This is a genomic window from Salinispira sp., from assembly GCF_059431795.1.
On the sequence record NZ_JBXWXS010000016.1, the window covers coordinates 98591 to 112015 of the forward strand.

14 protein-coding genes are annotated in these 13425 nt (G+C 50.6%); 6 read left to right on the plus strand and 8 right to left on the minus strand.

Going from position 1 to position 13425, the window contains the following annotated elements:
- Positions 1–107: 107 nt before the first annotated feature.
- Together AC52PS_RS06855 and AC52PS_RS06860 are read right to left on the minus strand one after the other, a co-directional pair.
- The gene (locus AC52PS_RS06855) at positions 108–1067 is read right to left on the minus strand and encodes a GNAT family N-acetyltransferase (RefSeq protein ID WP_495562310.1); all 960 of its coding nucleotides are present in this window, start codon (positions 1065–1067) and stop codon (positions 108–110) included.
- Positions 1068–1071: 4 nt separating this feature from the next.
- Positions 1072–2007, minus strand: coding sequence for an exopolyphosphatase (locus tag AC52PS_RS06860; RefSeq protein WP_495562311.1), 936 nt, complete (start codon positions 2005–2007; stop codon positions 1072–1074).
- An 84-nt stretch (positions 2008–2091) separates the two neighbouring features.
- On the opposite strand from AC52PS_RS06860, the gene AC52PS_RS06865 reads away from it, so the two are divergent.
- On the plus strand, positions 2092–3174 hold the full coding sequence (locus AC52PS_RS06865) for a glucokinase (protein ID WP_495562312.1): 1083 nt from the start codon (positions 2092–2094) through the stop codon (positions 3172–3174).
- 195 nt (positions 3175–3369) lie between these two features.
- Positions 3370–5091, plus strand: coding sequence for a UTP--glucose-1-phosphate uridylyltransferase (locus AC52PS_RS06870; protein ID WP_495562313.1), 1722 nt, complete (start codon positions 3370–3372; stop codon positions 5089–5091).
- Here AC52PS_RS06870 and AC52PS_RS06875 read toward each other — a convergent pair.
- The 5 genes from AC52PS_RS06875 to AC52PS_RS06895 form a co-directional block, all read right to left on the minus strand.
- Entirely contained in the window at positions 5082–5882 is an 801-nt protein-coding gene (locus AC52PS_RS06875; protein WP_495562314.1) for a PilZ domain-containing protein, read from the minus strand. The genes AC52PS_RS06870 and AC52PS_RS06875 overlap by 10 nt on opposite strands.
- A 143-nt stretch (positions 5883–6025) precedes the next feature.
- Positions 6026–6547 (minus strand): dCTP deaminase, encoded by a 522-nt coding sequence (gene dcd / locus AC52PS_RS06880; protein WP_495562315.1) that lies wholly within the window; start codon positions 6545–6547, stop codon positions 6026–6028.
- Positions 6548–6655: 108 nt separating this feature from the next.
- Complete coding sequence (locus tag AC52PS_RS06885; protein ID WP_024268683.1) at positions 6656–6826, minus strand: hypothetical protein; 171 nt, start codon at positions 6824–6826, stop codon at positions 6656–6658.
- Between the two features lie 254 nt (positions 6827–7080).
- Positions 7081–7251, minus strand: coding sequence for a 4Fe-4S ferredoxin (gene fdxA / locus AC52PS_RS06890; protein ID WP_024268686.1), 171 nt, complete (start codon positions 7249–7251; stop codon positions 7081–7083).
- Between the two features lie 71 nt (positions 7252–7322).
- Positions 7323–7721 (minus strand): dihydroneopterin aldolase, encoded by a 399-nt coding sequence (locus AC52PS_RS06895; RefSeq protein WP_495562316.1) that lies wholly within the window; start codon positions 7719–7721, stop codon positions 7323–7325.
- A 168-nt stretch (positions 7722–7889) separates the two neighbouring features.
- Between AC52PS_RS06895 and AC52PS_RS06900 the strand changes: the two genes are divergently transcribed.
- Positions 7890–8972, plus strand: a complete 1083-nt coding sequence (locus AC52PS_RS06900) for a serine/threonine protein kinase (RefSeq protein WP_495562317.1) — start codon at positions 7890–7892, stop codon at positions 8970–8972.
- A 36-nt stretch (positions 8973–9008) separates the two neighbouring features.
- On the opposite strand, the gene AC52PS_RS06905 is transcribed toward AC52PS_RS06900, so the two are convergent.
- Complete coding sequence (locus tag AC52PS_RS06905; protein WP_495562318.1) at positions 9009–10076, minus strand: 3-deoxy-7-phosphoheptulonate synthase; 1068 nt, start codon at positions 10074–10076, stop codon at positions 9009–9011.
- 164 nt (positions 10077–10240) lie between these two features.
- Here AC52PS_RS06905 and asnS point away from each other — a divergent pair, with 164 nt between their 5' ends.
- The 3 genes from asnS (at position 10241) to AC52PS_RS06920 (ending at position 13383) form a co-directional block, all read left to right on the plus strand.
- A complete protein-coding gene (gene asnS / locus AC52PS_RS06910) occupies positions 10241–11647 on the plus strand; it encodes an asparagine--tRNA ligase (RefSeq protein ID WP_495562319.1) in 1407 nt (468 codons plus the stop codon).
- Between the two features lie 101 nt (positions 11648–11748).
- The gene (locus AC52PS_RS06915) at positions 11749–12807 is read left to right on the plus strand and encodes a TraB/GumN family protein (RefSeq protein WP_495562320.1); all 1059 of its coding nucleotides are present in this window, start codon (positions 11749–11751) and stop codon (positions 12805–12807) included.
- A 111-nt stretch (positions 12808–12918) separates the two neighbouring features.
- Positions 12919–13383 (plus strand): hypothetical protein, encoded by a 465-nt coding sequence (locus AC52PS_RS06920; RefSeq protein ID WP_495562321.1) that lies wholly within the window; start codon positions 12919–12921, stop codon positions 13381–13383.
- Positions 13384–13425: the final 42 nt, after the last annotated feature.

A 13425-nucleotide genomic window follows, 5' to 3' on the forward strand; every position in this document is an offset into this window, starting at 1 on the left:
ACTCTTGGTTGCTTACACAGGACTCTTGGTTGCTTGCAACAGGACTCTTGAGCGCTGATCCAGGATTCAATCAGAACATATCAGAACATAACTGAGCGGAACATCCATCAGCGGAACGTAAAATGGAGAAGATCGTAGCCTTCAGCGTCAAGAAAGCCCATTCCCTTATAAATTTTCTCTGCCAGGGGATTGTCATAAAACAGCACGGGGATCAATCCTTCGGCTATTAACTCCCCCAGGAGAATCCCCATAAGATAACGGCTGTACCCCCGGCTCCTGCAGTCCTTCACGGTGAACACGCCCACAATCATGGCAGTACGTTGATTCTCCGCCGTACTGCTTGCCGCAGCCAATACTCTGCCGGAGGAATCTTTTAGCGCAAAACTTCTCGCTCCTCCCGCCTCATGGGAGTTTCTGAAGGTTTCTCTGGCTCCGGCCGCCACAACGAATTCATCTATGTGCTCTTTTTCATCCATAATTGAATCCAGGAGACGCCAATCGGGTCCGACGGCCTTTTCCAGATGTAATCCGTCGGGGGGCGGATTCTCAACGGGTAAATCGGCTCCTGAAGTATCTGTACTTTGGAGGGGATCCCCGTTTTGCTCCGGGTCGTAAACCGCAAGACGCATCCCCCGCCTGTGGATCAGAACTTCCGGGGCTGCGGATGAAATATGTTTTTCCACCTCATCCATGCATCGGGACAAGCCGTTAATACGGTTCACCCTGCCCGAATGGAGCCACTGAACAAGGACATTATAAAGGGGTAAAGCTGTGGATCCGGATCGGTTCTTCGAGCCAGAGGGCCAGCTGGGGGGAAAATACAGCAGGGCATTGGTGAAATGTGCCATCAGGACTCCGATAATACCCATGGAATTTCCGGGGTTGCCATCCCAGTCCTCATCCACGCAAATCAGTATTTCCTGATGCTTTGAAGGTTCAAACCCCATGCTCTTCAGATTTCCCAGCATAAAACTGTTGGCAGCCCGATCCCCGGAGAGAAAGTCTACAATATGTTCTGGAGTGCCGCCCCTGGTAAAATATTCAGTGGAAGATACAATTTTCGTCATGGTTTCAGCTTTGCAACCGTTTCAGAAGCTCCGCCAGGACCTCATCCGCCCGCTCACTTTCAATTTGGCAGGTACCCGCGGCTGCATGACCGCCTCCGCCGTACTCCAGCATCAGTTCACCGATATTTACCTGAGAAACCTTATTGAAAATGCTCTTTCCTACGGTAAATACAATATTTTCCCGGTTATATCCCCAAATTTGCTGAATAGAAATTGAAGTCTCCGGATAGAGAGCATACTTCACGAATCGGTTTCCCGCATAGATAGGTTCGGCGTCCAGAAGGGAGACGATAAGAATATCTCCCTCAACCCGGCTGTTCTCCCTGATTTGCCGGCGAAATTCTTCCTGATGTTCAAAGTAGAGATCCACCCGTTCTTTGATATCCGGCAATTCCAGAATTTCCTGGATACTGTGGTCCCGGCAGTATTCAATGAGATCCATCATCAGCTGATAATTCGAAATTCTGAAGTTTCTGAACCGTCCCAGACCCGTGCGGGCGTCCATAATAAAATTGAGAAGAACCCAATCCCGGGGGTTCAATACTTCTTCAATATTGAAGCTGGCAGAATCCCCTTTGTCCACCGCATCCATCATATCAAGAGAAATATTGGGAAACGCTTCCTCGCCTCCGTAAAAATCATAAATTACCCGGGCTGCCGATGGTGCGTCCGGGTCTATAATATGATTTTCGGCCTTACCTTTATTCCGGATCGTTTCGGAAAAATGGTGATCAAAGGCCCGGTACACCCCGTTTACATAGGGGAGATTCGCCGTGAGGTCGTTTTCGCGGATCTCTATGAGTCCATCCTGCATATCTTTCGGATGTACAAACTGGATTTCCTCGATATGTTCCTGTTCTTTCAACAGGACCGCGCACACCAGACCGTCGAAATCACTTCTGGTTATCAGGCGAAAAGAATCGGGGTTCACATCAGGCATGGACACCTCCAGCAGAAATCGTAAAGCATTCAGCACGGCTTTGCAAGTTGCATAGCCGAGGGGGAACCGGATACAATGCCTGCCATGAAAACGGATGCAAAAAACAAAGAACCTTCATATATTCTCGCAGGAGATATCGGAGGAACAAACACCAGCCTTGCCCTGATGGAACATATCGGGGGAAGTTTTGAGATGAAATCCCGTCAGGTATATTCCACACCCAAACTGAAAAACTTGAGTCAAGCCATTCAACGTGCACGGGAAGCTTTTGGTGCAGATGTACCGGGTTTCAACATCCAGGCAGCATGTCTGAGCATCGCCGGCCCGGTGGTTGATAACCGCTGTATACCTACGAACATCAGCTGGAGCCTTGACGGGGACGAAATCAGCAGGGAATTCGGGTTTCCCACACTGGTAATCAATGATTTTACCGCCGTGTGTTACGGTATTCCCCTCCTGGACGTGGAGAACCCCCAGGAGATTACCGCCCTGCCCCATCCCGACGGACATATGCCGGATCAGAGTGAATATCTTCCGGGTATCGGCGTCCAGGCGGTGGTGGGAGCGGGTACCGGTCTTGGCGTCGGCTACCTTGTGGAGGAGCAGGACCGCATACTCGCCCTCCCGGCAGAAGGGGGGCACATGGATTTCGCTCCCTTCAGTGACATTACCCGGGAGCTCCAAATGTTCATGTATGAACGCAACGGCGCATATCCTGAACCGGAGATGTTTATCAGCGGCATCGGTATCGCCAACATCTTTCATTTCATGAGAGAAAAAAAGGGTGCTGACAGTCAAGTCATCAGGGATATCGAGTTGCTCTCCGACAGCGAAATACCCCCGGCCATCAGCGCCAATATTGACAACGATCCGGTATGCCGGGAAATTCTTGAGCTCTTTGTCAGCATGTACGCCCGTGCGGCTCATAATCTCTCCCTGGCGTTCATTCCGAAAAAAGGGCTATTTCTAGCGGGGGGAATCGCTGCGAAAAACAAGCGTGTTTTCCTTGAAGACAACCGCTTCATGAAACTCTTCCTTCACAATTTTCAGCCCAGCATTCGCCCGGTGCTGGCGTCGATTCCGGTGTACATTGTTGAGGATTATAAAATCAGTCTCTATGGAGCAGCCAACGCCTATATTCAGCTGAATAAATTTCTCGCTCAATGAGACAATTTCAAAAATCAGCAATTTTTGAAATTGCCACGACCTTTAGAAATCATAATTCCATTCGTGTAATAGGATTGTGATTTCGACCCGATATCGGAGCATCTTTCCAGATATAATTTCGAAAGATGCTCAGATAATAATATAGTTCCGGCTGCCGCCCCAGGGGCGGCAGTCGGTCTTACACAGGAGGCAGCGATGAAGGATGCAAAAAAGGAGAGACTTTCCGGATATGGAAAACAAATCCATGACATTCTCACCCGGGAAGGCATTGATTCCGGACTGAGCAGCTGGGTTCTTGATAAGGTTCGGGAAATGGACAGGGACGCAACAGATAATCGGAAGGACGAATCCTTCGCCGGCCTGCCTGAACTCCAGATTCCCGAAGCGGGAACACCCGCCCAATGGTCTCCGGCATCCAAATCCGGCAAGAAAATTTCCGGCCCCGCTGAACAGATCATGGATATCAGCCGGCCTGATGACGGCTATATGGAAATATCCCCATCCCTCCTGAACGCCCGAATCGATGAATGCCGTCTCCCTCCGGCAATGAGTGAACGGATCAAAAATGAGCTGGCAGTATCCGGTTCCCATGGAAGCAATGAAAGCGCCGAAAATTATCATTCCCCCATCCGTCTGGATGCCCGAAAAATCAGGCTTCTTGGGCTGGCTATCCTGCCCAGGGTCAGCTACGGGATTCTTAACGGGGGATCCGCCACATCCTATGCAGATGAAAAAAAGAACAGAGGTTTTCATCCGGAACTGTTCAAGCTCTACCGAGAGCATTTCGAATCCCAGGCAGGTCTGTGCCGGGGAAGAGCCAAAGGAGTAACGCCTGCATACCTCAACCCCGACGGTACGCCCGGATTCAGCTTTATGGAAATGAAAATCCGTGCAGCGCTGCTTTTAGCCCTTGAACATTACCGAACGTTCCCAGAAAGCCGGAAAAGCGGTATGGATGACTGGGGGCTGCCCCTCTTTCCCCTGTTCCAGATGACAAGCAGCGGAAATGACGAAGAAATCAGTCATGCCCTGGATGAGTATGCTCGGAGTCCCGCAGTGGCACCCCTCCTGGAGCAGCTTCAACTGGATTCCATCCCCATGGAAACCGGGATACAGCCCCTGATCGCAGCCATGGAACACAGCGAACATCTGTCCCCGGATCATGAACGGGATTTTTTCCTTCAGGCATGGGGTGAGCAGAACCGCCCTCTGGCCCTCCCCGGAGGGCATGGGCAGAATTTTTTCGCCCTGGAGGAGGTGTACCGCAAACTCCATGGAAACGGAAAACGCTATGGGTATCTGGGAAATGTGGACAATCTGGCGTACATCCCCGACCCCCTGGAACTCGGACTGGCCGCTCTCTCCGGGGCACCTGCAGGATTCGACTTCTCCTTTAAAACTGAAGTAGATGTAAAAGGCGGAGTGCTTTTACAAACCATTAATGGAGGGTTGAGCTGCGGAGACATCGGTCCTGCGGTAAGCCGGACCACCGTGAATGGGGCGGAACAGGCGGGAAAAGCCATTCTGTTCAATTGTGCCACCGGATTGTTTGACCTGGAATATCTCAGCCGGGAATTATCCCGTATTCAGGATGCTTTGCCCCTGAGGGTGAGCGACCAGGACAAGGATGCCGGGCGCTACAGCCAGGCTGAACAGGTAACCTGGGAGGTAATGAGTCTCATTGAGGGGTTCATTGCATTCGGAGTGGATAAATTTCAGAGATTTCTGGCTGGAAAACTGCTGGTGGAGAATCTGCTAACCAGCGGGTTGCTTCTGGACCATCCGGACTTCCCCGATGATTTGAAACGCACTGGTGAACGCTTGAACCGGGGATTCACGAAGCTCATGCAATCCTCATGCGGAATGGTTCGGAAAAACGATATCTGGAAGGCTGAGCATGACCCTGACTATTCATAGGTCATCTGCTCTTCAAAATCCTCTTGCAGTCGCTCCATCACATAGTCCTTGATCTTCTGAATGCCTCCGGTATCAATATGATTCCGGAAAATCACCACGTAGATCAACTGCTCTTCATTCTGCCGGGAGCCCATGAGCACACCATCCACCATTACCAGTCTGCCGTTCAGTTTTAACTGAATTTTAGGAAGAATCGCCCCCCTCTGCATATTTACCGGCTCCCGTCCCCGGTCAAACACACAGGCCATTCCGGCGGAACTGATATCCATGATCACGCCGTTATAACTGTCTCCGTCCCTGCGGAGATTGAAGCTAGTCTTCCCGTGATTTTTACAGGTTACCCGAACGTAGCGTCTCTTGGTCTTGGGATACCACTGCTTTATTATCGCCCGGATCAGGAGCATGGTCTGTTTGGGGCTCTTGCCCATATCAAAGGCATCGAAGGAAATGTCCAGTTTTACCCGGGACTTAATCCCTTCTCGTGTCTGCTTGCCGATAAAGACCGGAAGAATTTGCTGTGCATTGAGTTTTTCTTCCAGGGATGAAGCAACATCGTACCAGCTGTCGTTTTCAGGGTGTTTATCCACATTGAAAAACATAATGCTGCCTGGATACAGCTCCAGAGTTTTACTAATGTGTCGGGGATCATCAACAGCAATACATTTATACTCGGCGCGATTGAGAATGGTAATATAATGTTCTCTCACCCAATCTTCGGGGCTTACAAAGATAACCCGGCTCTGTTCCGCATTCAGACCTTCCTGAGGTGTGGTCGATGATTGCTGCTCCATGAAAACCCTCTTGCAAATATTTTTATATTACGTGCCTGTATCTTTTCAACCGCATCCCTCTGTCCTGCCCATATATCCTGCTATTCGTATAAACCCAGTCATCGCCCGGGACGCCCAGCTCTACTGCCGATGCATGCGCCGGATTATTTTTCGAAATCCCGGTACAGCAGGGACGGCTGTATCCCTTTGTTATTCTGATATTTTCCGCTCTTGTAGCGGCTGTACTCCCCTTCAAGGGTATGATAAAAGATTTGGCATATTTCTATTTCCGAATACACCCTGATAGGCTGGACGCAGAATATTTCCAGTGTCCAGAATCCGTTAAACCCCACATCTCCGAATCCGGCGGTAATATGCACAAAAAGCCCCAACCTTCCAATGGAAGAGCGTCCTTCAAGCATGGGCACCAGATTTTCAGTTTTCGTGTGCTCGATGGTGCGTCCCAGATAGAGCCGGTTCGATTCAAGCAGCAGTCCTTCCGGGGGAATTTCCAGTGCTGTGGCCCCATTGGGTCGTTTCATATCCAGTACAGGCTCATCATACACCAAAAGCTCATGGTGGAGTCGCAAATTATATGAGTTGGGATTCAGTTGTTCAGGATTATACGGATCTATAATGATATCGGAGCCGAGACGTTTTTGGATTTCAAGGCCGGAAAGTATCATGAAACGGCTCCCTGAAGGGGAATACTGGGTGCAGTTTTCCTGCCTTCCCCTGTTATGAGAATTCGGTCAGGTCACCAGGCTGGCGCCCGGGACCCGCTCCGAATCGTATTACATCAGGTCTTTGGGCTTACGGGCCTGATTGCCGGTTTTTTCGCATACGGCGTAGTGACGCATCCGGCCCTTTTCAAAAACAGATTTCATAATAATCTTGCCGCCCCAGCGGCTTACCAATTCCTTGGCACCTTCACGACGGGCATTCTTAGAAATATTCGCAGCCATATCTTTCTCCTAAAACATTCACAGGCTACACCTGGTACCCTGTGATGTACAAGGCATAACCATCTATCTTTTTAAAACGAAACTGATTTCTATCAGAATTGAATATAAGTTTCAAGTCCGCCGCTTCAAAGCCATTCAGCCTGGAGAAACGGAGCATGGTACGTAAAAAGATCATCTCATTTAACGATCATACCACGAAAAAGCCGCCCGGAGGGATCCGGACGGCTGGGATTTCGATAAAACCCTGCAGTGAATCAGTCCGGATCGATGGCATCCACAGGACATACTTCAACACAGGCGCCGCAGCTGGTACAAAGGTCGGGATCGATTACCCGTACATCACCTTTTTCGCTGATAGCCTCAACCGGGCACTCAGGTTCACAGGCGCCGCAGTTGATACATTCACTATTAATTGAATAAGCCATATTAGACTCCTTGGTTCTGGTTTCAAAGGCAGTATATCCCCTCGAGCCTCAGTTGACAAGCTGGTTTATGATTACCATTTGACTCGTATTAATGCCGCCTGGGCGTCAGCTATGGCACGGGGTTTCCGGATCTCCAGGGTTCCGGCTCGGATATTCGGATATTGCAGCTGCAGCCCTTTGATCATATCGGCAGCAAGGTTCTCAAGCAGCCTGTAGCTGCCGCTGACCGCCGTATCCGCGGCAAAATCCGCAAGTTCACGGTAATCCAGGGTGGACGCTGTTTCACCGCTATCCTGACCCCGGGCAGGATCCTTTTCCCCATCCGTATCCCTGTCTGTATCCCTGTCAAGATCAACATCAACATCAACCTCAAGATCGCAAAAGATATCCTGTTCGGTTTGCCGTTCATGTTCCAAAATGCCGATAATACAGCTGATCTTCAGTTTCTGAAACCCGATTGTCATAATCATTGAGCCTCCGCTTCACCGCCGGTTCATCACACCGGCGAGATGGATTCACTATACACAGAACGTCGCGGTAATCCAACGCAGAAGTACCGCCCGGTTCCATTGCAAGGCCCGGGTGTGATCTCTACAATGGCTCCACGCTCCAAAGGGGCTCAACGGGAGGAATTATTTATGGATTTTTATCAATTGGATCCACCCGCCATACTCAGGGCGGTTGAATCGGCAGGATTCAGCTGCAGCGGTCATATTCATCAGCTTAACAGCCTGGAGAACCGGGTGTTTGATGTGCGGCTGGAGGATTCTTCCCACGTTGTAGTAAAATTTTACCGCCCCGGACGCTGGAACCGGAATGAAATTTCCGATGAGCATCTGTTACTCTTCCGCCTCCAGTCCATGGATGTACCAGTCTGCGCACCGGTACAGCGGGACGGGGAAAGCATATTTTTTCAGGACGGCCTGCTCTTCGCCATCTGGCCCAGGACCGGCGGACGCCTGATCGATGAATTCACCCTTCCGTTAATCAGACGCCTGGGCAGCTACATTGCACGGATACATCTTGCCGCCCGGGATCTTGAACTTCCCCACAGACCGGTGATGAGCCGCCGCTACATGCTGGAACGCCACCGCAGTCTACTGGTGGACGGAGAACTGCTTCCACCCAATCATATTCCCGCATACGAAGAACGGATATCCCAGTTGGGCGAATGGATGGAGCAAATGGAAAAAGAACTGAAGTTTCAGGCGGTTCACGGGGACTGTCATACCGGCAATATTCTCCATGGAGAAGAATCGCTGTTCTTCCTGGATTTTGACGACAGCATGATAGCTCCGGTTGTACAGGATATGTGGATGATCATATCCGACAGTCCGGAACGCCAGGAGCAGAAAGCAGCCGTATTTCTGGAAGGGTATCGGGAATTTCTTGAGTTTCCCGAAGAGAGCCTCAAATATATTGAACTGTTGAGAGCACTTCGCTATGTGGCATACAACGGATGGATTGCCGCCCGAAAGGAAGACCCGGCTATTCGCCGGGCATTTCCGGATTTCGCATCCTCGGACTATTGGGACGGCTTTATACAGGACCTTGAAGACCAGTGCAGAATGCTCAGTTCACGAATCCCCGTCTCTCCGGGAAGTATGGCCGAGGATTTAACCCGACAGCTGGCACAGGAGCAGGAAGAAATTGAACAGCTGGAGGACGGAGATTACTTTTTTGACCTGGATGAAGGACGCTGGAGTCCCGGGGGTAATTAGGTACAGCCCCCAGGTTGTCTGGCTGGCTGGCTTAGCTCAGCGCTGAAGGTTGAGTTTGCCGCTCCTGAGCATTTCTGCGCTTTTGTAGAGAATTCGTTTCGTCTCATCCCAACCGATACAGGCATCGGTAATGCTTACCCCGTATTTGAGCTGGGAAATATCTTCGGGGATGGCCTGTTTCCCCGAAAAATGATTGCTCTCAATCATGAATCCCATCACCTCATGCACTCCGTTTAAGCGCTGACGCACCAGATCCTCAAGCACTATATGCTGCCGTTCATGATTCTTGCCGCTGTTGGAATGGCTGCAGTCGATCATAATTCTGTCGATAAGCCCCGCATCTCTGAGCTGACTCCCTGCGGATTCCACATGATCTCGGTAATAGTTGGGGCCGCTTTTTCCGCCCCTGAGGATCAGGTGTCCCATTTCATTCCCCCGGGTTCTGAGAATGCATGTTTTTCCGTCCTCATCTATCCCGATAAAACTGTGGGGATGGCGGGAGGAGGTCATGGCGTTGATGGCCGTTGAAACCGCACCGTCGGTTCCGTTCTTGAATCCGATGGGCATGGATAGTCCGCTGGACATTTCCCGGTGAGTCTGACTCTCGGTGGTGCGGGCGCCGATGGCACCCCAGCTGAGAAGATCATCAATAAATTGGGGAACAATGGGATCCAGCATTTCTGAACCGGCTGGAATTCCCATGGCTGTAATATCAAGAAGAAGTTTCCGGGCCTGCCGCAAGCCCTCCTGAATATCGTTGCTTCCATTCAGATGGGGGTCCAGAATCAACCCCCTCCACCCCAGTTTGGTCCGGGGTTTTTCGAAATACACGCGCATAACCAGATACATACTGTCCCGAAGCTCATGGGCAAGCTCCTTCAATTTGGCTGCATATTCCAGCCCCATCACCGGATCATGTATGGAGCAGGGACCGATAACCCCCAGGAGACGGGAATCCTCGCCGCTGAGAATGGCTTCTATCTGCTTTCGTCCCTCCTCCACGGTCTGCAAATGTGCTTCCGTTGCGGGGAGTTCGCTGAGAAGTTCACGGGGAGTGAGAAGCTGGTCCGAGGATTCTATTCTGAGATTACTGGTTCTTTCCATTTGAGCGTATTCCTTTCAGGGCGGTAACCCGGCAGTTGCGTGTTTTCAATTGATTCCTGCCGCAGGTACGTTTACACACTGCGCGCTCCACATCATACCTTTCCACGGCGCCATCCATCAAGCCCTGATTGACTGGGGTTGGACAAGCTGATAATCTCCGGTTTATGAAAAGATTCCGTGTTAAAACACTCATATCAATGGATCCCCAGGAGGATCCGGTCCTGTGCAAGGGCTGGGTCAGAACCAAACGGGATTCAAAAAATGTGGTTTTTTTTGAAGTGAATGACGGCTCTTCCATGAAGAATCTTCAGGTTATTCTGGATAAGGATACACAGATACTGGATGAGCAGATGCTCCAGCGGCTCAATAACGGTTCCAGCGTGGAAGTGGAAGGCAGACTTGTAGAAAGCCCGGGAAAGAACCAAAAGGTGGAGCTCCACTGCAGCGCACTGAGGATTCTCGGAGATGCCGACCCGGAAACCTACCCCATGCAAAAGAAGCGCCACAGCTTTGAATACCTCCGGGAGATTGCCCATCTGCGGCCCAGGACCAACACCTTCGGTGCCGTTGCCAGAGTACGGAATACCATGTCCCGGGCGGTGCACGATTTTTTCCAGGAGAATGGTTTTCTCTGGGTGCATACCCCCATCATCACCGCAAGCGATGCCGAAGGTGCCGGAGAAATGTTTCAGGTCACCACCCTTGACCTTGACGGAATCTCCAAGGCGGATCCGGCCAAAATGGCAAAGGGAATAGACTATTCCCGTGATTTTTTCGGAAAAAAATCCTTTCTTACAGTAAGTGGACAGTTGAATGCGGAAATTTACGCCAGTGCCATGGATCGGGTCTACACATTCGGTCCCACATTTCGGGCTGAAAACAGCAACACCAGCCGCCATCTTGCTGAGTTCTGGATGATTGAGCCGGAGATTGCATTCTGCGACCTTGAAGCCAACATGGATTGGTCAGAGGCGTTTTTAAAGCACATTCTCAGCGCGGTGCTGAATGAAGCACAGGATGATATGGAATTTTTCGACCTGCGTATACAGAAAGGAATTATCCAGCAGCTTCAGCAGGTGATCGACACTACATTCACCCGAATCAGCTACGGCGATGCGGTTACACAGCTGGAAAAATCCGGCAAGGATTTTGAATTTCCCGTAAGCTGGGGTGCTGACCTCCAAAGCGAACATGAAAAATTCCTGACAGAAGAAGTGTTCAAAGGTCCTGTGATTGTCACCGATTATCCCAAAGAGATTAAAGCCTTTTATATGCGTTTGAACGATGATGAAAAAACGGTTCGGGGAATGGATGTCCTGGTTCCCAGACTGGGTGAAATTATCGGGGGGAGTCAGCGTGAGGAACGATTGGATGTACTCAGTCGACGGCTGGCAGAAAGCGGACTCAGCGAAAAGGATTACTGGTGGTATCTGGACCTCCGACGTTTCGGCAGCGTACCCCATTCGGGCTTCGGACTCGGCTTCGAACGGCTGATTCAGTATGTCACCGGAATGCAGAATATCAGAGATGTAATTCCCTTCCCCAGAGCTCCGAAAACGGCGGAATTTTAGCCCTTCAGCGGCCCGTCCGGTTCCGCTGAATCAATGCTCCCGGAACACAGGGGGGTGAAATAAAGGGTGAAATAAAACAGACACGCAAAGCGAGGTGAAGCATGATAAACGAGCGTATAGTTTCCGTATTCCGGAATGTAAACGGCGGGTCAACCTTTCTCCGGCGCTGTGTTGGAGCGGCGCTGGTGCTGCTGATCCTGGCATCCGGCTGTACCACCACACGGATCATCGATCCCGATGCGGTAAGTTCCACTGCGGTGGCAAGCAACCCCGACCGGGATAATACTGCGGCTGTTTCCCCCGATTATCCCGATTCCCCCAATTACCCCGGCAAAACGGACGGAGAACTCTTTCTTTGGGAGATGAGCCGGAACGGCCGAAAAATATTCCTTTTGGGATCCATTCACCTTGCCAGCGATATGATATATCCCTTACCCGAGCAGATTCTTGAGGCATTCAGTATATCGGATATTCTGGTGGAAGAGGTCGATATTATCCACGCGGATATGGAGGCTGCTCAGGAATTTTTCAGCACCCACTCAACACTTCCCGGAGACAGAGTAATCTCCGAATATCTGGGTGAGAGAGAAGAAGAAATGCTTCTGGAAATACTCGATCGTTACGGTATTCCTTACTCAACCGTGGAGCGTCTACAGCCCTGGGTTCTTGAAAACACCTTGAGCATGCTCAGCAGCTTTGAAGTGGATATGAAACCCGAGTACGGATTGGACGTGTACTTTGCCCGGGAAGCCCAATCCACCGAAAAGGAAGTGTACGCCCTTGAAACCGTAACCGCTCAGCTGGAGATACTCAATTCTGTCAGCCTTGAGGCTCAAGCCTACAGCCTCAATGACACCATTCGTGAGTTTACCCAGCTGGATGAGTATATGTACGAAATACTTGAAACCTGGGCTCAGGGGGATGTCCGTAGCATGGAAAAAATTCTCCTTGAAGGGTTGGCCTCCAACGAAAACGCCATGGATTACTATGAACGCCTGATCGTGCAAAGAAATTATGACTGGGCGGAGCAGCTGACCACCCTCTTTCGCAGCGAGCCCGACAGCGAAATATTCGTGGTTGTGGGGTCGGCCCATCTGGTGGGCCCCCATAGCCTTGTCAAGCTCCTGATGGAAGAAGGTTTTCAGGCCCGTAGATATTAATCCGGAAAAAATGGATAATTTCAGAGTATTATACTAATATATACTTCATACTGAAAGTTTTCAGTGCAAGACACGGTTACCAGCATCCCCGGGTCTTGAAAGGAGTATAGTATGAAAAATATGGTTCGATTGGCATCAATTTTCGCAATGGTCATTCTGCTGGGCAGTTGCAGCGGGGTCCTGGGTTTTCTCACAGGTTTTGATCCCGGTGTAAGCGGAGTTGTGGTAAACGATGGCGGCAGCACAGGAATTACCGAAATTGATATTGTCTTTACCAACGCCGGGCCTGCTATTGACGGTGTAGATTTTGCAGTCGTATTGTCTAACGGCACATCCTTAAGCTATTACTCCGATGCGGTAATTTATGAAGCCACCGTGGATTTAAAAGCGGGCAGCACCCAGACAGTCAACGTCACCCGGGAGTCAATAGACAACTATATGGCTGAAACCGAAGAGACTGTGTCCGACGGAAATTATTATGTGGGCGTACTCCTCGATCCCCTGAGCAGGGTGGACGACGAAAATGGGGACAACAACCAGGCAGTTTCTCAGGGAGAGTATAGCTTCACCAACTGATCCGGATTCTATCCGCTTTCGGTTTTTCCGATCCTTTAGGTT

What these genes read in the sequence shown, in the direction of transcription:
- AC52PS_RS06900 (WP_495562317.1), top strand. Translation starts at nt 7,890, where the DNA reads ATGGATTTTTATCAATTGGATCCACCCGCCATACTCAGGGCGGTTGAA.
- AC52PS_RS06905 (WP_495562318.1), bottom strand. Translation starts at nt 10,076, where the DNA reads ATGGAAAGAACCAGTAATCTCAGAATAGAATCCTCGGACCAGCTTCTC.
- AC52PS_RS06895 (WP_495562316.1), bottom strand. Translation starts at nt 7,721, where the DNA reads ATGATTATGACAATCGGGTTTCAGAAACTGAAGATCAGCTGTATTATC.
- AC52PS_RS06920 (WP_495562321.1), top strand. Translation starts at nt 12,919, where the DNA reads ATGAAAAATATGGTTCGATTGGCATCAATTTTCGCAATGGTCATTCTG.
- AC52PS_RS06885 (WP_024268683.1), bottom strand. Translation starts at nt 6,826, where the DNA reads ATGGCTGCGAATATTTCTAAGAATGCCCGTCGTGAAGGTGCCAAGGAA.
- fdxA (WP_024268686.1), bottom strand. Translation starts at nt 7,251, where the DNA reads ATGGCTTATTCAATTAATAGTGAATGTATCAACTGCGGCGCCTGTGAA.
- AC52PS_RS06875 (WP_495562314.1), bottom strand. Translation starts at nt 5,882, where the DNA reads ATGGAGCAGCAATCATCGACCACACCTCAGGAAGGTCTGAATGCGGAA.
- dcd (WP_495562315.1), bottom strand. Translation starts at nt 6,547, where the DNA reads ATGATACTTTCCGGCCTTGAAATCCAAAAACGTCTCGGCTCCGATATC.
- AC52PS_RS06865 (WP_495562312.1), top strand. Translation starts at nt 2,092, where the DNA reads ATGAAAACGGATGCAAAAAACAAAGAACCTTCATATATTCTCGCAGGA.
- asnS (WP_495562319.1), top strand. Translation starts at nt 10,241, where the DNA reads ATGAAAAGATTCCGTGTTAAAACACTCATATCAATGGATCCCCAGGAG.
- AC52PS_RS06860 (WP_495562311.1), bottom strand. Translation starts at nt 2,007, where the DNA reads ATGCCTGATGTGAACCCCGATTCTTTTCGCCTGATAACCAGAAGTGAT.
- AC52PS_RS06870 (WP_495562313.1), top strand. Translation starts at nt 3,370, where the DNA reads ATGAAGGATGCAAAAAAGGAGAGACTTTCCGGATATGGAAAACAAATC.
- AC52PS_RS06915 (WP_495562320.1), top strand. Translation starts at nt 11,749, where the DNA reads ATGATAAACGAGCGTATAGTTTCCGTATTCCGGAATGTAAACGGCGGG.
- AC52PS_RS06855 (WP_495562310.1), bottom strand. Translation starts at nt 1,067, where the DNA reads ATGACGAAAATTGTATCTTCCACTGAATATTTTACCAGGGGCGGCACT.